The 15,962-nt window shown below is 68.1% G+C and carries 15 protein-coding genes and 3 pseudogenes; 12 read left to right on the top strand and 6 right to left on the bottom strand.

Annotation, left to right across the window (positions count from 1 at the left end):
• The first annotated feature begins 79 nt into the window (after positions 1 to 79).
• The gene (locus tag FCN18_RS32850; protein WP_228714248.1) at positions 80 to 2,797 is read left to right on the top strand and encodes a helix-turn-helix transcriptional regulator; all 2,718 of its coding nucleotides are present in this window, start codon (positions 80 to 82) and stop codon (positions 2,795 to 2,797) included.
• Between the two features lie 96 nt (positions 2,798 to 2,893).
• Here FCN18_RS32850 and FCN18_RS32845 read toward each other — a convergent pair whose 3' ends face one another.
• On the bottom strand, positions 2,894 to 3,442 hold the full coding sequence (locus tag FCN18_RS32845; protein WP_158303213.1) for a TetR/AcrR family transcriptional regulator: 549 nt from the start codon (positions 3,440 to 3,442) through the stop codon (positions 2,894 to 2,896).
• Between the two features lie 71 nt (positions 3,443 to 3,513).
• Between FCN18_RS32845 and FCN18_RS32840 the strand changes: the two genes are divergently transcribed.
• Together FCN18_RS32840 and FCN18_RS32835 are read left to right on the top strand one after the other, a co-directional pair.
• A complete protein-coding gene (locus FCN18_RS32840; RefSeq protein WP_112273706.1) occupies positions 3,514 to 4,404 on the top strand; it encodes an alpha/beta hydrolase family protein in 891 nt (296 codons plus the stop codon).
• 115 nt (positions 4,405 to 4,519) lie between these two features.
• A complete protein-coding gene (locus FCN18_RS32835; RefSeq protein ID WP_112273708.1) occupies positions 4,520 to 5,263 on the top strand; it encodes an SDR family oxidoreductase in 744 nt (247 codons plus the stop codon).
• Between the two features lie 490 nt (positions 5,264 to 5,753).
• Here FCN18_RS32835 and FCN18_RS32830 read toward each other — a convergent pair whose 3' ends face one another.
• Complete coding sequence (locus tag FCN18_RS32830) at positions 5,754 to 6,749, bottom strand: LysR family transcriptional regulator (RefSeq protein WP_137096937.1); 996 nt, start codon at positions 6,747 to 6,749, stop codon at positions 5,754 to 5,756.
• A 42-nt stretch (positions 6,750 to 6,791) separates the two neighbouring features.
• Here FCN18_RS32830 and FCN18_RS32825 point away from each other — a divergent pair, with 42 nt between their 5' ends.
• The 7 genes from FCN18_RS32825 (at position 6,792) to FCN18_RS32795 (ending at position 12,525) form a co-directional block, all read left to right on the top strand.
• Positions 6,792 to 7,514, top strand: coding sequence for an aspartate/glutamate racemase family protein (locus tag FCN18_RS32825; protein WP_112273712.1), 723 nt, complete (start codon positions 6,792 to 6,794; stop codon positions 7,512 to 7,514).
• Positions 7,515 to 7,644: 130 nt separating this feature from the next.
• Entirely contained in the window at positions 7,645 to 8,112 is a 468-nt protein-coding gene (locus FCN18_RS32820; protein WP_137096936.1) for a RidA family protein, read from the top strand.
• Positions 8,113 to 8,178: 66 nt separating this feature from the next.
• Positions 8,179 to 9,060 (top strand): acetaldehyde dehydrogenase (acetylating), encoded by an 882-nt coding sequence (locus FCN18_RS32815; RefSeq protein ID WP_137096935.1) that lies wholly within the window; start codon positions 8,179 to 8,181, stop codon positions 9,058 to 9,060.
• Positions 9,057 to 10,067: a 4-hydroxy-2-oxovalerate aldolase gene (dmpG, locus tag FCN18_RS32810; RefSeq protein WP_137096934.1), complete on the top strand. Its 1,011-nt coding sequence runs from the start codon at positions 9,057 to 9,059 to the stop codon at positions 10,065 to 10,067. Before FCN18_RS32815 ends, dmpG begins: the two co-directional genes overlap by 4 nt.
• The gene (locus FCN18_RS32805) at positions 10,064 to 10,849 is read left to right on the top strand and encodes a 2-keto-4-pentenoate hydratase (RefSeq protein WP_137096933.1); all 786 of its coding nucleotides are present in this window, start codon (positions 10,064 to 10,066) and stop codon (positions 10,847 to 10,849) included. The genes dmpG and FCN18_RS32805 overlap by 4 nt, the downstream gene beginning before the upstream one ends.
• Before the next feature lie 47 nt (positions 10,850 to 10,896).
• Complete coding sequence (locus tag FCN18_RS32800) at positions 10,897 to 12,408, top strand: sodium-dependent transporter (RefSeq protein WP_137096932.1); 1,512 nt, start codon at positions 10,897 to 10,899, stop codon at positions 12,406 to 12,408.
• On the top strand, positions 12,409 to 12,525 hold the full coding sequence (locus tag FCN18_RS32795) for a methionine/alanine import family NSS transporter small subunit (RefSeq protein ID WP_112273722.1): 117 nt from the start codon (positions 12,409 to 12,411) through the stop codon (positions 12,523 to 12,525).
• 280 nt (positions 12,526 to 12,805) lie between these two features.
• Here FCN18_RS32795 and FCN18_RS40920 read toward each other — a convergent pair whose 3' ends face one another.
• Together FCN18_RS40920 and FCN18_RS40915 are read right to left on the bottom strand one after the other, a co-directional pair.
• Positions 12,806 to 13,153, bottom strand: a complete 348-nt coding sequence (locus FCN18_RS40920) for a hypothetical protein (RefSeq protein ID WP_407675806.1) — start codon at positions 13,151 to 13,153, stop codon at positions 12,806 to 12,808.
• Positions 13,154 to 13,176: 23 nt separating this feature from the next.
• Positions 13,177 to 13,275, bottom strand: a pseudogene (locus tag FCN18_RS40915) (cyclase family protein); the annotation flags it as partial.
• A 288-nt stretch (positions 13,276 to 13,563) separates the two neighbouring features.
• Between FCN18_RS40915 and FCN18_RS32785 the strand changes: the two are divergent.
• Positions 13,564 to 13,895 (top strand): annotated as a pseudogene (locus FCN18_RS32785) (transposase); the annotation flags it as partial.
• 60 nt (positions 13,896 to 13,955) lie between these two features.
• Here the strand turns inward: FCN18_RS32785 and FCN18_RS32780 are convergent.
• Positions 13,956 to 14,534 carry an HD domain-containing protein gene (locus FCN18_RS32780; RefSeq protein ID WP_112273746.1) on the bottom strand — a complete coding sequence of 193 codons (579 nt, stop codon included), beginning with the start codon at positions 14,532 to 14,534 and terminating at the stop codon, positions 13,956 to 13,958.
• A 131-nt stretch (positions 14,535 to 14,665) separates the two neighbouring features.
• Between FCN18_RS32780 and FCN18_RS32775 the strand changes: the two genes are divergently transcribed.
• Positions 14,666 to 15,685, top strand: a complete 1,020-nt coding sequence (locus FCN18_RS32775) for a GlxA family transcriptional regulator (RefSeq protein ID WP_113642851.1) — start codon at positions 14,666 to 14,668, stop codon at positions 15,683 to 15,685.
• Between the two features lie 13 nt (positions 15,686 to 15,698).
• Here the strand turns inward: FCN18_RS32775 and FCN18_RS32770 are convergent.
• Positions 15,699 to 15,962: pseudogene (locus FCN18_RS32770) on the bottom strand (integrase core domain-containing protein); the annotation flags it as partial.

Genomic DNA, 15,962 nt, shown 5'->3' with positions numbered 1-15,962 from the left:
GCCGGCGACGCCGTGCGGAATCCGTCACGTCCAGGCAATCCGGCCCGGGATCGACCGGCCGTTTCAGTACTGTCGCCACGTGCTGCACGGACGGGACGACGAGACATCGGTCATCGACCGGGTGCTGGCGGACTGCCGCGCCGGTCGCAGCGGCTCCCTGCTCATCACCGGGGAACCGGGCATCGGCAAGACCGCGCTGCTGGAGTACGCGGCGTCGGCGGCCGACGGGCTGCGGATCGTGCGCAGCACCGGCGTCGAGTCCGAGGCGCACCTGCCGTTCGCCGGCCTGCACCTGCTGTTGCGGCCCGCCCTCGACCGGGCCGGCGCCCTGCCCGAGCCGCAGACCCGCGCCCTGCACGGCGCGTTCGGGCTCGCCGCCGCCGAACCGGGCGACCGCATGCTCGTCGGCCTGGCCGTACTGTCCCTGCTCTCCGAGTTCGCCGACGGTGAGCCGGTCCTCTGCCTCGTCGACGACGCCCAGTGGCTGGACCGGCCGTCGGCCGAGGCGCTGCTGTTCGCCGCGCGGCGGCTCGACGCCGAGGGCATCGCGCTGATCATCGCCGCCCGACCCGGCTTCGCCGCGCCCGGACTGCGCGAGCTGCCGCTGACCGGGCTCGACGCACCCGCTGCCGCGGGGCTGCTGGCCGAGCACGCCGCCACGCTGTCCCCCACCGACCGGTACCGGGTGCTGGCCGAGGCACAGGGCAACCCGCTCGCCCTGCTCGAGCTTCCCGCCGCGCTCGCCGGTGACCGGGCGCCCGGCGCCGGTCAGGCCCTGCCCATGACGGACGCGGTGCAAGCGGCGTTCCTCGATCAGGTGCGGCGGCTACCGGAGCCGAGCCAGCGCCTGCTGCTCGTCGCGGCGGCCGAGGACACCGGCGACCGCGGCATCGTGCTGCGCGCCGCCGCCACGCTCGGCTGCGGGCTGGAGGACCTGGTGCCCGTGGAGACTTCCAGGCTGCTCCATGTCGACCACCACACCCTGCGCTTCCGCCATCCGCTCGTGCGGTCGGCCGTCTATCAGGCAGCGCCGGTCAGCCTCCGCCTCGTGGTGCACACCGCCCTCGCCGAAACACTCGACCGGCCGGACGACGCCGACCGGCGCGCCTGGCACCACGCCGTCGTCGCCACCGGACCCGACGAGCAGGTAGCCGCCGACCTGGAACGCACCGCCCAGCGGGCCGCCGCGCGCAGCGGGTACGCCGCCGCAGGGGCGGCCTACGAACGGGCCGCCCGGCTGAGCCCACCCGGCGAGGACCACGCCCGCCGCCTGGTGCTGGCCGCCGAAGCCGCCGCCGAGGAAGGCGACGTCGAACGCATGATGGAGCTCACCAGCCCGGTGGAAGCCGAGGACCGGGCGCTGACCGTGCGTGCCATGCGGGTGCGCGCGGCGGCGGCGTTCCACCAGGGCTTCCTCCGCACGGCCCTGCGCTTGCTGACCGAGGCGGCAGTCCTGACAGGCGACCCAGCGCTGGCCGCCGACCTGCTGCTCGACGCGGTGCACGCGGCCTGGTACCTCGGGCGGGACGAGATCGCCGACACCGCCGACCGGCTGGACGCCCTGCCGTTGCCGTCCGACGACCCGCTCACCCCCGTCGCCCGCCTGCTGACGTGGGCCGTGCGGTCCGCGATCGGTCAGGGGGATCGCGACCCGGAGACCCTCGCGAAGCGGATCGTGGCGGCCCGGCGGACCGGGTTCGGCGGCCCACACGAGACGATCCTCGTCGGTGCCACCAGCCTCCAGGTCGCCGGCCACGACACCGAGGCCCACCGCGTGGCCGACGAACTGCTCACCCAGTGCCGCGAGCGCGGCTGGATCGGGCGCACGCCGCCGGTGCTGGCGTGCGTCGCCAGGGCGCTGACCTTCCTCAGCCGCCACGCCGACGCGTGGGACGAGGCGACCCAGGCACTGCACATCGCGGAAGAACTCCAGCACCGGCAGTGGATCGCGGAAACGAGCGGTGTGCTCGCCTACCTGGCCGCCGTGTCAGGCGACGAGTCCCGTTGCCAGTCCTTCGCCGACGAGGCGCTCACCGCGCCCGAACCCGGCGCTCCCCCGGCCGGCATGACCTGGGCGCACTGGGCGCTGGCCATGCTCGACCTCGGCCACGCCCGATGGGAATCGGCCCTCACCCGGCTGGAGGCCCTGCACGCCGGACCGGTGCGGCACCAGCTTCCCGGCCTGCGCAGCGTTCCCGACCTCGTCGAGGCGGCGACGCGACTCGGCCGGACCGCCAGCGCCCACGAGCCACTCGCCCGGTTCGCGGACTGGGCACACCAGGCCGGGCAACCGTGGATCGACGCACACGTCCACCGCTGCCACGCCCTCCTCGCGGCGGACAGCGAAGCCGAAGAGTCGTACGACGCGGCGTTGCGGCTGCACCCGGACGACCGGCCATTCGACCGCGCACGCACCGCGCTGCTCTACGGGGAATGGCTCCGCCGCCAGCGCCGCAAGTCCGCGGCGAGAACCCAGCTCCGCGACGCGTTCGAAACCTTCCGCAGGCTGGGCGCCACGCCATGGGCGGAACGAGCCCGCACCGAACTCGACGCAACCGGGCAGAGCGTGCCGAAGCCCGGCGCCGCGGACGAAAGGCTGGCCACACTCACCCCGCAGGAACGCAACATCGTCCGACTTGCCGCCCGCGGACTGTCCAACCGGGACATCGCCGCGCAACTGTTCCTCAGCCCGCGCACGGTCGGCTACCACCTCTACAAAGCGTTCCCGAAACTCGGAATCACCGCCCGCACGGAACTCGCCACGCTCGAACTGACCTCCAGCCCGGCGCCCGCATAGGGCCGGACACGGGCTTCCTCGCCGCGAGCCTTCTCGTTGTCGTCGACCTCCCCTGGTTGTCCCTACGACCGCGACGGTCTCGGCGGACGCGGCAGGTTACCGTGTTCCCTGCCCCGGTACCGCATCGCCCAGTAGCGTGTACAGCTCGTCGGTCACCTCATCGAGCGGCTGACTGGAGCCTGCGGCGCGGGCGAGAGCGAGTGCACCTTCGGTCGCCGCAAGGATCGTGCGTGCCAAGCGGGGGGCGCGGCTCCGATCGACTCCAGCGTCGACCAGCATGCTGGACATCGCGCGGTGCCAGTCAGCGAAGACCTCGCGGGCGACTTGCCGCTGCCGCGCGTCACTCGAGGTTGCCGCCGCGGCCACCGGGCAACCAGAGCGGTAGTCACTGGCGTCGAGAACCCGGCGCCACCGGTCGGCGAAGGCAAGCAGAGCCTGCCTTGCGTGGCCGCCACGGCCCTGTTCGATCAACTCGGTGACCTGCACGCCGACGAAACGCACGGCTTCCTCGGCGAGCGCCGCCTTACCGCCGGGGAAATGGTGGTACATCGAGCCGAGCGGCACACCCTCGCTCTCGGCGAGCGACCGCAGGCTCATCGCGTCGATCCCACCAGTGGCGATCGCTTTGGCGGCGCCGAGGATCATCCGGGTACGCGTGTCCATGGTCATCCCAGAAGTCTATTGCCTCCGGTTATGACACCTGTCATAGTGCTGCCATGACGAACGAGCTCGTTCCCTCCGAGGAGGCAGGTGACTCGGTGCCGGCGGTCCGCCGGGAGCCGATGACGTTCCTCGCCGACGATGGTCGGGTTCTGGCTGGCAATTGGTTCCGCCCGAGCGAGGGTCCATCCGGCGCGGTCCTGTTGGTGCCCGCGATGGCCACACCAGCGTCGTTCTACGGTGCGTTCGCAAGCTGGCTGGCTGAGCGGGGGTTCCTGACACTCACCTTCGACTACCGAGGGATGGGAGGGCCCTCGGAGATGCGCGCCGAGCAAGGCGACATGTTGCGTTGGGCCGGTGACGCGGCGAGCGCCCTTCAGGCCATGCTGGAGGAGGCGCCGGCAGGCTTACCGGTGACCTGGCTGGGGCACAGCCTTGGCGGCCAACTGCTCCCGTTCGCGCGACACGATCTGATCGACCACGCTCTGCTGGTCGCTTCTGGTCTCGGCTACTACCGGTGGAACACACCACGGATCCGGAGGGTGACTCCGCTGCTGAGGGTGGTCGCGCCGATGGCCATCCGGGTCGCCGGGTACTACCCGGGTCGCCGCCTACGGATGCTCGGCGATGTTCCGCCCAATGTGATGCGGCAATGGGCCCGCTGGTGCATGAGCCCGAAGTACTATGGCATCGACGTTCCGGACATCGTCGACCGTGCGCGGGAGATCACGCTGTCGATGGATTCGTTGACGTTCACCGATGACGAGCTGCTCGGCGAGCGAAGCCACCAGGCGTTGGAAAGCCTCTACGCGGCATCGCGTCCGAACGTGCGCCGGGTGGCGCCTCGCGACCATGGACTGCAGCGGATTGGTCATCACGGGTTCTTTCGTGCTCGGATGCGCCCCCTGTGGGACGACCTGGCACTACCACGGCTGCCGACTCGCTGAGCAATCTGGCTTGCCAGCGCGGATGGCGCGGTGAGGTCAGCGAGTTGGCGCGAGCGGCGCAGCTGATTCGCCCACTTCTAAGTTTGCTAGTCAACGTCCAAGTTGGAGGGTTCTCGTGACGGTGCTTGACGGTAAGGGCGCGGTCGTGACTGGTGGGTCCCGCGGCATCGGTCGCTCGATCGTCGAACGGCTGGCACGTGATGGTGCCGCAGTCGTGTTCAACTACGCGAGCAACACACAGGCCGCGAAGACGGTCGAGGAGGCGGTCCGTTCCGCGGGCGGCCGGGCTGTGTCGGTGCAGGCGGACTTGGCCGAAGCGGGTGCGGTTGACCGGTTGATGGCGGTTGCCGACGAGGAACTCGACGGTCTGGACATCGTCATCCACAGCGCCGCGCTCGATATCGCGACAGCTCCGATATCCGAGACGAGCGAGCTGGTGTGGGACCAGACCATGACGGTCAACGCCAAAACGGCATTCCTGCTGACCCAGCACGCGGCCAGGACTATGCGAACCGGTGGACGGATCGTGCATATTTCGACGCTGAACACCAGCCGTCCTGCGCCCGGAAATTCAGCCTACGTCGCCAGCAAAGGGGCGATCGAGCAACTCACCAGAGTCGCAGCACTCGAACTCGGCGCTAGGCAGATCACGGTGAATGCCGTCTGCCCCGGCGCGACGGACACCGAGTTGTTGCGCCGGGCGAACCCCGAGGCGGCGCTCGCCCAGGTCGCGGCGATGACCCCCTTGGGCCGGCTCGGACAGCCCCACGACATCGCCGACGCCGTCGCGATGCTCGCCAGCCCCGACAGTCGATGGATCACGGGCCAGATCATCAACGTCACCGGCGGACTCGGGTGATGTCGAGCGCAACGACAATCGACGGGCCTGGGTTCCGGGCACTCGGTAGAAGGCGTTGCCGCGGAGCATGGCGAACAGGACGCCGCAGTGGCGTCGAGCGAGGCAGCTGAGGGCGGCGTTGTGTTACTCGCCTTCGGCCGGTTTCCGGTCAGGCCTGGAGGTCCGGACTGCTTTCCGCAGGACGCATGGCTGCCTGTCGATCTGCCTCATGTCGGCCTTGTGCTGAAGTGCGTACGCGTCGTAGCAGGCGGCGGAATGGTCTGTCGAGCCGTGCGGTGATGTGGCCGAGCGCGGTGCCGGTGCGGTCCTGTTCGCTCTGGAGCTGGGGACCGGGACCGCTCCGGCGTAGTGGGCTTGGAGGAGCTCGTCGCGCTGGGCGAGGAGTTCGTGATTCTGCTTGGCGAGGTCGTCGGGCTCGAACTTCGCTTGCGCGTAGTCGCAGTCGTCGCGGTACGGCCGGTGAGCACCGTGCCCTGGCGGTGCGAGACTCTCACCCGGGCGACGCCGCGTTTGTGACGACCGCTGACCCGCCGCCGTCGACCGGGTTGGTCCCGTCGACCACGTCGAAGAACCTCGCCAGGAGAGGGCTGGTGTCACCGGCCCGCCACACGAAGGACAGGCTGGTCGCCGTTCCCAGAATCGGCCTGGCAACCACGCCGTCGCGGTGCAGAACGCGGTAGGAGTCGGCCATGATGGTCGTCCCGAACCCCGCGGCCACGAGTGTGAGGATGGTCTGGACGGTCTGGGCTTCGGTGACGATCCGGGGCGGGGCGCCGATCTGGTGATACAACACGATGATCTCGTCGTATGCCCGTGGTGAGGCGGCGCGAGGCCAGAGCACCAGCGGGAGATCGGCCAGCTCGGTGACGGGGACGGGATCGCGAGATCGGGCCAGTGGATGGTTGGCCGGGAGGAAGAGGGTCAGCGGCTCACGTGTCCACTCCCTGCGGTGCAACCGGGAGTCTCTCAGCGGAAGCCGTTGGACCGCGATGTCGAACGCGCCCTCCAGCACTCCAGCGGACATCTTCAGGTCATCGAAGACCTCGACCAGTTCAAGGTCGACGTCGGGCAGCTCGACCCGGAGCCGGCCGAGGAGTGCCCCGAGGGCTCCGTTGATTCCGGATCCGGCAAAGGTGATCGTCAGCCGGCCGGTCTTGCCGTTCGCCGCCAGCCACACGTCGTCACTGATCGCATCCGCCTCCGCCAGCACGCGTCGTGCCCGCCGCACCAGGGCCATGCCAGCTGCGGTTGGCGTCAGGCCGTGGCCGGTGCGGTCGAACAGGCTCGCCCCGAGCCGCTGCTCGAGATTGCCGAGCTGGCGACTCAGCGTCGGCTGGCTGAGCCGCAAGCGGCGAGAGGCAGCGCTGAGCGAACCTTCCTCGGCTATTGCGATCACATAGTCGAGAAGCCGAAGCTCATACCTTGCAGGCATAGGTTCCATGCTAGTCGATGCCAAACGGTTGAGGGCTCCGTAGGCGAGATGCACCCTGGTCCTCACCAGACCTTCAGCGCGATCGGGAGAAGCGATATGAAGCACTTCGGCGTCCTCGCACACAGCTGGGAAGGCGGGTCCCTGTGCTTCCGGACGTTCTGCCAGGACGGCTTCGAACAGCTCGGAGGACACGAGCACCCCGACGTCACCCTGGACTGCATCTCATTCGGACGAAGCATGGCGGCCTGGGACGCGGGCGACCACGATTCGATCCGCGCCACCCTCGCGCTGAGCGTCGACCGGCTGGCCAAGGCCGGCGCCGACTTCTTCGCCTGCCCGGACAACACCGCCCACATGGCACTGGAGCGGCCCGGGAGCGACTTCGCTATCCCGGGCCTGCACATCTGCGAGGTGGTGGCCGATCGCGCCCTGGCTGACGGTTACTCCCGTATCGGGCTGCTGGGCACCCGGTACACAATGGAAGGTCCCCTCTACCCTCGCTCACTCGCGGCTCGCGGCCTCGCCGCCGTGATCCCCGACGAGGACGACCGAGCCAAGATCCACGAGATCATCTTCGGTGAGCTCGTCGCCGGGGTCTTCACCGACGAGTCACGGCGCACGTACGCGGCAATCATCGACCGGCTCGCTGACCGGGGCTGCGATGCCGTAGCGCTCGTCTGCACCGAGATCCCGCTGCTCGTCACCCCTGACGTGTCGGCCCTGCCCACACTCGACTCCACCCGACTCCTCGCCCATACCGCGTTCGAGGTCGCGACTGGCCAGCGGGAGCTGCCCCGCTGGCGCGGCGGGCCGATCTGAACTCACACCATCCGACCTGGGCCGGCACCGCACAGATCTCGATAGCCGGCCAGTACTCACCGATGGGCGCGGCGATGCCACGGACGTGGCGGCCACGTCCGTCAGCCATGCCTACCGGAGGGAAGAGACCATGCCGCCGGCAACTCCTGAAGAACGGCTCGCCGACCTCGGCCTGGCCGTTCCTGAACCTGTCAGCCCCGCTGGGGCGTACCGGCCCGCTGTCGCTGCCGGTGGACTCGTCCACACGTCTGGGCAAGTCCCGCTCCGAGACGGCGCGCTGCTCGCCACCGGGAAGGTCGGTGCAGCAGTCACCACAGCGCAAGCCCGCGAATGCGCCCGCCAGTGCGGACTCAACGCACTGGCGGCGCTACGGGCCCAGCTCGGCGATCTCTCCCGAGTGTCGCGGGTCGTCAAGGTTCTCGTGTTCGTCGCCTGCACTCCGGACTTCACCGAACAGCCAGCGGTAGGCGACAGCGTCTCAGAGCTGCTGCGTCACGTCTTCGGCTCAGCAGGCGAGCACGCCAGGTCGGCGGTCGGCGTGACAGCGCTTCCCCTTGACGCGCCAGTCGAAGTGGAACTCGTCGTCAAAGCCGGCTGACCCCTCGACGATCCAGACCGGCCCGCTTTCCGGCGATCAAACCATCCAACACGAAGGAGACAGAGCGTGGCGTTACGGGTACCGGCGGCGATCGTCGGCTCAGGCAATATCGGCACGGACCTGCTGTACAAGCTCAACCGGGCCGACAACGTCTACCCCCGTTACATGGTCGGTATCGACCCCGATAGCCCTGGACTCAAGCGGGCCGCCGACCTCGGCGTAGAGGTATCGGCCGAGGGGATCGGGTGGCTGCTGAGTCGACCCGAGCCGCCCGCGCTCGTCTTCGAGGCCACCTCAGCACAAGTCCACGCCGCGGCGGCTCCGCACTATGCCACCGCCGGCATCACCGCCATTGACCTCACGCCCGCAGCGGTCGGGCCCCACGTCGTCCCGGCAGTCAATCTCGACCAACACCTCAGCTCCGCCAACCTGAACATGATCAGCTGCGCCGGCCAGGCGACCATTCCCATCCTGCACGCGATCAACGAGGTAGCCGACGTCTCCTACGGCGAGATCGTGGCCACGATCGCGAGCGCCACGGCCGGACCCGGAACGCGGCAGAACCTGAGCGAGTTCAGCGAGAAAACCGGCCGCGCACTCACCATCGTGGCCGGAGTCGACAACGCGAAGGCGATCTCGGTCATCAATCCGTCCGAACCGCCGATGGCGATGCGAGACACCATCTACGCACGAATCCGCCACCGCGACGACAAGCAGATCGAGACGGCCGTCCGCGCGATGGTGGCCAGAGTCCAGAACTACGTGCCGGGGTACCAGCTGCGCCTCCTCGTCATCGACTCCGACCTCGTGACAGTGATGCTGGACGTCGAAGGGGCAGGTGACTTCCTGCCGCCCTACGCCGGAAACCTCGACATCATCACCGCCGCCGCGACTGCGGTCGGGGAACGGATCGCCGCCTACCGCCTGTCTGGAAAGGACATCCGATGAAGCCCGTCACCATAGTCGACACGAGCCTGCGCGACGGCATGAGCAGCGTCTCGCACCAGTTCACGACCGAACAGGTCGCCGCCGTGGCTCGAGGGCTGGACGCGGCCGGCATCCAGGTGATCGAGGTGGCGCATGGCATCGGGATCGGGGCCTCATCGGTCCAGTACGGATTCGCGGCGGCCACTGACGAGGAGTACGTCAGCGCGGCGGCAAGCGCGGTGCGAGACGCTCGGATCGCCGTGCTCTACGTGCCGGGCATCTCCACATTAGGTGTGCTGGACGCCGTCCATCAGGCCGGCGCCACGACGGTGCGGGTCGCGGTGCACTGCACCGAGGCGGACTGCGCCGAGCAGCCCATCCGGTACGCCCGCGAACGCGGCATGCACGTCATGTCCTTCTTGATGATGAGCCACAAACTGGAGCCGGCCGCGCTGGCCCAACAGGCGGCGAAGCTGGATTCGTACGGGGCCCAGGTGATCTACGTGGTCGACTCGGCGGGAGCGCTGGTCCCATCCGGCGCCGCCGCTCGGGTGAGCGCACTACGCGGTGCCGTCGAGGCGGACATCGGATTCCACGCTCACAACAACCTCGGCGTCGGAGTCGCCAACGCGCTGGCGTCGATGGAACATGGCGCGCGTTATCTCGACGGTTCGCTGCGTGGCCTTGGCGCAAGCGCCGGAAACGCCCCAACCGAGGTACTCGCGGCGGCGCTGGAACGCGCCGGTCACGACCCCGGAGTCGACATCTTCGCCCTCATCGATGTGGCGGAACGGGTCATGGCGCCGATGATGACCGAGCCGCAGGTGATTGACGAGACCGCGCTGCTTCTCGGCTACGCAGGCCTGTACTCGACGTTCTTCCATCCGGCGAAGCGTGCGGCCACGACGTACAACGTCCCGGTTCGGGACATTCTCGTCGAGCTCGGCCGGCGGGGAGTCATCGGCGGCCAGGAGGACATGATCGTCAGCGTGGCCGCCGAGCTGGCTGGCACGATCGGCCGGCCATGACGCCCGATTCGATTCGCAGCGCCGCCGCTTCGCTGCTCACGGCATACCAGACCGGGAAACCCATCGACCCGTTGAGCGACACGTATCCGCATGCCACGGTCTCCGATGCCTACCGGATGCAGCTGGAACAAGTCCGCGCCTGGACGCAGCGGGGCGAGGTGGTCGTCGGACACAAGGTGGGCCTGGTTTCGGCTGCGATCCGGCGGCAGATGCGGGTCGCCGAACCCGACTACGGCCATCTCACCTCCCGGATGATCCACCCGGAGCACGAGCCGATCCCCTCGGCCGCGTTCCTCCAACCCCGTGTCGAGCCAGAGCTGGCGTTCGTCCTGAAGGCTCCGTTACGCGGTCCGCACGTCACCGTCGCCGACGCCGCTCGCGCGGTGGAGTTCGTCTTGCCGGCTCTGGAGATCGTCGACTCGCGGATCGCCGACTGGCGGATCACCATTGTCGACACCATCGCCGACAACGCGTCATCCGGCGGGTTCGTTCTTGGCAGCACCCCGGTCCGGCTGGACGATGCCGACCTGCGGCTGGCTGGATGCGTGCTCACCGTCAACGGAGCCGTCGCCGAGACCGGCGCCGGCGCGGCGGTACTGGGTTCACCTTTGAACGCGCTCGCGTGGTTGGCCAACACACTGGCGCCCATGGGCATCGCATTAGAACCGGGACACATCGTGCTGTCGGGATCGATGACCAGAACAGTTCCTATCGCGGCCGGTGACTGTGTCGTCGCCGCCACCAACGGATTCGGCAGCGTGACAGCAGTCCTTTCCGAGTAGACACGCTCGTCACCGGCCCTACCTGACCGGCAGAAGGGAATCGCGAGGTGCCTGGAGAACAGCGGGAACAATGGAGTGGCCGCACTGGCTTCATGCTGGCCGCAATCGGCTCGGCGGTGGGGCTCGGGAACATCTGGCGATTTCCTTACATGGCCTACGAAAACGGCGGGGGCGCCTTCCTCGTGCCGTACTTGGTGGCGTTGTTCACAACCGGACTCCCGCTCCTGGTCATGAAATACGCGATCGGCCACCGGTTCCGCGGCTCGGCACCGGCCGCGCTGGGCCGGCTGTCCCGCCGCGCCGAGACGATAGGCTGGTGGCAGGCTCTGCTCTGTGTCGTGGTCGGGGCCTACTACGCCGTGCTCGTCGCCTGGGCGGTCAGGTACACCTGGCTCTCCTTCGACCAACGGTGGGGCGATGACCCCAACTCGTTCTTCTTCGACGAACACCTGCGCACCGCTGAAGAGCCAGGGATCTCTCTGTCGCCGGTGGGCAGTGTCGCCTGGCCGCTGTTGGGGGTGTGGATCGTCACACTCGGCGTGCTCGCCTTCGGCATCCGGCGAGGTGTCGAGAGGCTGAACCGGATTCTGTTGCCGGCGTTGTTCGTCGTCTTCGGCCTCCTCGTGCTCCGTGCGCTGTTCTTGCCCGGAGCCGCCGAGGGGCTGGACGCGCTGTTCACTCCCGACTGGTCCGCGATGGCCGACGGCAGCGTCTGGATGGCCGCGTATGGACAGGTCTTCTTCTCTCTTTCAATCGGCATGGGCATCATGTCCACGTACGCCTCATACCTGCGTCGCCGGGCCGATCTGACCGGCCCGGCCCTCGCCGCGGGATTCGCCAACAGCTCATTCGAGATTCTGGCGGGGATCGGTGTCTTCTCCGTGATCGGATTCATGGCACTGTCCGCCGGTAGCGGTGTAGACGAGGTCGTCACCGACGGTATCGGCCTGGCATTCATCGCCTTTCCACAGGTCATCTCCGAGATGCCGGGCGGGGCGACGATCTTCGGCGTACTGTTCTTCGGTTGTCTCGCCATGGCTGGGATAACCTCGCTCATCAGCATTATCCAGGTGCCCATCGCCGCCGTTCAGGAGCGGACCGGAAGCAGCAGGACGGTCGCCGTGGCCAGCGTCGGCGGCAGCATCGCCGCCGTATCCCTGCTGCTGTTCCCGACGACACACGGGCTGCACCTGCTGGACGTCGTCGACCATTTCATGTCGCATTACGGCATCGTGCTCTCCGCACTCGTCCTGGTGATCGTCGTGGCGGGGTCCCGGAAGCTGCCCATGCTTCAGGACCACGTCAACAGAACATCGTCGATCACCCTCGGACGCTGGTGGCGGCTGGCGCTCGGTGTCATCACTCCGATCGCCCTCGGCATGATGTTGGTCCAGAGCTTGCGCTCGGAGCTCAGTGACCCCTACGGTGGCTATCCAGTCCCATTCCTGATAACAGCGGGCTGGGCGGTCGTCGTCGGTGTGATCGTGTTCAGCGTCGTCCTCGCCCGGCGATCATTTCGCGGGTCCGCCGATGTCCGTGACCGGGAAGGAACGCTCTGAATGTCCACCGAAGCCATCGTCATGCTCACCGTGTTCGCCGGGTTGATCTGGGGAGGTTTGGCCCTGTGCCTCGCGCACCTGCGGCGGCATCCCGACGATTCGCGTCCGGAGGACTGATCCCGGCAACATATCGATCAAGAAGCACAGGAAACCACGGTGGCGACGAAGCCATGCAGGCGCAGCAGGCCGCGTAACGCCACCATCCCGTTGAACATCGGCCCGAAGCGCCGGCCTCGTCGTCACTCGTCGACGGCGACGGACCCGCCGGCCTCGCCTGCGAGCGCATGCCGGGTGACGAACTGCGTACGGCAGGATCTCCTCCGGCCGACGCCGACACGAGCCCCGAGGCGGCGACCGACAGGCTGCTCGCGACCAGTGAAGGGTCGTCCCGACAGCATCAGTGCCCGCAGTGCTGGCCCTGGTCGGCAAGGGCGCCTGGTGGTGGCCCCGATGGCACTAGTGGCGGCGCCGTCACGAAGAACTCGTACGTGCCGTCGTCGGCGCAGTCGTCAGCGAGTTGTTCCATGTCCCACATCTCTCCGATCAGTACGCCCGCGTTCACCAGCAGAACGATGCGCAGCGGGCCGAGCACATCCGGGGTCTCGTACTGCTTCGCCTCCATGCCCCAGGTATCGGTGGCGACGGCGGCGACGCGGCGCTCGCACAGGAAGTGGGCGGCGTTGAGGCCGAGGCCGGAGCCGGGCCGCCGCCGGCGTAGTCGCCCCAGCTGCCCTGGCTGCGGCACTGCCTGATCTGACCGGTGCGCACCAGGACGATGTCTCCCTCCCCCGCCTCGACTCCTTGTCGCAGTGCGCACTCCACAAGATCGTCGTCCTGGATGGCGTGCCCTGGCTCGAGCCAGGGCACGCGGCCGAGGTGCCGGGCCAGGTCGAGCAGCACGCCCCGGCCGACGGCACGGTCCTTGCCCTTCGTGATGCTGTTGAACTGCGCGCCGCAGGCTGGTCACCGTTTCCGGGCCGCGGCCGTTGTAGAAGTACCCGTCGTGGAAGACATGGCACAGCGCGTCCCACTGGGTCGAGGACTGCGACGGCATGTAGACGGCGTCGTCCGTCACCCGCGTCTCCGGCAGGTGGTCCTCGATTCCCGCCATGATGTCCGCACCGCAGTGAGACCACCGCAACCGAGAGGTTCGCCGAGTTCGCCGAGGTCTGGGGCCAGCAATACCCTGCGATTGTGCGCCTGTGGCGAAATGCCTGGTGGGAGTTCGTGCCGTTCCTCGACTACGACGTCGAGATCCGGCGGGTGATCTGCACGACGAACGCGATCGAGAGCCTCAACGCCCGCTACCGGCGGGCCATCAAGGCACGCGGGCACTCCCGACCGAACAAGCCGCATTGAAGTACCTCTACCTCGTCACCCGCTCCCTCAACCCCACCGGCCGGGCTAGGTGGGCGATGCGCTGGAAGCCGGCATTGAACGCCTTCGCCATCACCTCCCCCGGACGCATCGTCCCCCAACCAGCAACTGAACACCGACCAGTTACACCGAAAACTGACGCTCCCCAGCACGCGGATTTGCGCTGCCGGTCAGCCGAGATGGTCGATGGGATTGGCGGTGAAGCGTTCGGAGAGCTGGACGGTCCGCTCAAGCTTCGCGAAGGACCCTTTCGGTTGGCGTTTGGCTTCTTCGAGGAAGCTGTGACGCATCCGGGCGGCGAAGTCAAGCCTGGGATAGGTCCGCAGGATGCCGATGAGCGCGGCCTCGTCGAGTTCCTCCATGCCGCGTCCGGCGACGTCGATCTGTGCGCCGAGTTGGACAACCCGCGCGGTGGGGTTGCCGTCCGGAATGAGTTCGGTGTGGCGAAGGATGGCCTTCTCGACGAGCCGGATCCGGTCCCTGTCCCATCCTCGCTGTTGCAGGAACGTGGCAGCCAGCGCGGCGCCGACCTCGGCGAAGTCCGTGTCGCCGCGGTGGGCGTCCGTCAGTCCGAGGTCGTGGATCATTGCCGCGATGAAGGCTGCCTCGTGGTCGACGTCTTTGGTCACGAGGGCTACGCCGAAGAGGTACGTGCGATAGCTGTGGTTCAGCAGGAAAGGAGGCGCCGCTTCGTGCGCGAAGCCAGCGGCTGCCTGTGCGGTGGGTGTATCGGGGATCGTGGGCGCCATGTCGGCTCCTTTCTGAGGCTAGACCGATCGTCACCCGCCCAGAACCATGTCTGCAATGACATACTCATTGCATATCAGGACATGCCGCCGTGGACGAACCACGTCACCGGCCACGTGAGATCGGACGTGCCATGAATGAGCTCGCCTCGCCGCCCTCGCGGCGGGTAGTCGCGATAGCCGTCTTCGATGGCGTCGAGGTGCTCGATGTCGCCGGCCCCATGCAGGTCTTCAGCACCGCATCCCGGACCAGGGGAAGCGCCCAGTACGAGGTGGTCATCGCCGCGGCCGAACGTGGAGCCGTTCGGACATCAGGTGGAATGACGCTATTGGCTGAGCGGACATGGGACGATCTTGGCGCCGATGTCGACACGCTGGTGGTTCCCGGGGGCCTCCAGGACGATGGCGACCGCTATCCGCTGATCGATCACGGTCTCGTGACGTGGCTGCGGACTTTCGCCGGCGTGCCGCGCCGCGTCGTCTCCGTCTGCACGGGCGCGCACATGCTCGCCGCAGCGGGGCTCCTCGATGGGCGCTCGGCTACCACTCACTGGTCGACCGCCGATCTCCTTGCCGCCGAGCATCCCGAGGCCGAGGTCGCGTCGGACGCGGTGTTTGTTCGGGATGGACACGTGTGGACGTCAGCCGGGGTCTCGGCCGGCATCGACCTCGCGCTCGCCCTGGTCGCCGCGGACCATGGCGAGGAGGTCGCCAGGCAGGTCGCCCAGTGGCTGGTCGTCTACCTCCGTCGCGCGGGAGGCCAGCATCAGTTCAGTGCGCTTCTGGGTCCTCGCCGGTCCGTTTCCGATCGGCTCGAGGCGTTGCTCTCGTGGATTCCCGAACATCTCCGCGAGGACCTGTCTGTCGAGACGCTTGCGGCGCGAGTCAACGTCAGTCCTCGTCACCTGTCCCGCCTCATCCGCGAGGAGATGAACACCACGCCAGGCGCCCTCGTCGAGGGAATGCGCCTGCAGTCCGCCGTCGATCAGCTCCTGCACTCCGATGCGCCGCTCTCGAAGGTTGCCACGGCATCTGGATTTGGTTCCGTCACCGGCCTGCACCGCGCGTTCGCCCGCAAGTACAAGGTCAGCCCTGGCGAGTACCGCCGCCGCTTCTCGACCCGTCCTGACCTGGACAGGCACCCCTCGCTCTAGGTGTACCCGGCCATCAGGTTGGTGGCAGCCGGCTGATCGGGGGTTTGGCTCCGAGTGCGCTGTGGCGGCGTTGAGTGTTGTAGTGCTCGATCCAAGGCGCAAGGGCGGTGGCTCGCTCGGCGTTGCTGGTGAAGACCTGGCGGTAGGCCCATTCGGTCGCCAGGGTGCGGTTCAGTCTCTCGACCTTGCCGTTCTGCCAGGGGCAATTGGGGCTTGATGAACTTCTGGAGGATGCCGTGCTCGGCACACAGTGCCCGCAGTGAGTAGCGGTAGGCCC

The organism is Prauserella endophytica (genome assembly GCF_005146945.1).
Lineage (GTDB): Bacteria > Actinomycetota > Actinomycetes > Mycobacteriales > Pseudonocardiaceae > Prauserella_A > Prauserella_A endophytica.
This window is presented reverse-complemented; position numbering and strand designations above follow the sequence as displayed.

Bases quoted from the DNA above. Each gene is read 5' to 3' on its own strand.
- FCN18_RS32845 (WP_158303213.1), bottom strand. From the start codon at position 3,442: ATGATCCTCGGCGCCGCCAAAGCGATCGCCACTGGTGGGATCGACGCG.
- FCN18_RS32840 (WP_112273706.1), top strand. From the start codon at position 3,514: ATGACGAACGAGCTCGTTCCCTCCGAGGAGGCAGGTGACTCGGTGCCG.
- FCN18_RS32825 (WP_112273712.1), top strand. From the start codon at position 6,792: ATGAAGCACTTCGGCGTCCTCGCACACAGCTGGGAAGGCGGGTCCCTG.
- FCN18_RS32820 (WP_137096936.1), top strand. From the start codon at position 7,645: ATGCCGCCGGCAACTCCTGAAGAACGGCTCGCCGACCTCGGCCTGGCC.
- dmpG (WP_137096934.1), top strand. From the start codon at position 9,057: ATGAAGCCCGTCACCATAGTCGACACGAGCCTGCGCGACGGCATGAGC.
- FCN18_RS32805 (WP_137096933.1), top strand. From the start codon at position 10,064: ATGACGCCCGATTCGATTCGCAGCGCCGCCGCTTCGCTGCTCACGGCA.
- FCN18_RS32795 (WP_112273722.1), top strand. From the start codon at position 12,409: ATGTCCACCGAAGCCATCGTCATGCTCACCGTGTTCGCCGGGTTGATC.
- FCN18_RS32780 (WP_112273746.1), bottom strand. From the start codon at position 14,534: ATGGCGCCCACGATCCCCGATACACCCACCGCACAGGCAGCCGCTGGC.
- FCN18_RS32775 (WP_113642851.1), top strand. From the start codon at position 14,666: ATGAATGAGCTCGCCTCGCCGCCCTCGCGGCGGGTAGTCGCGATAGCC.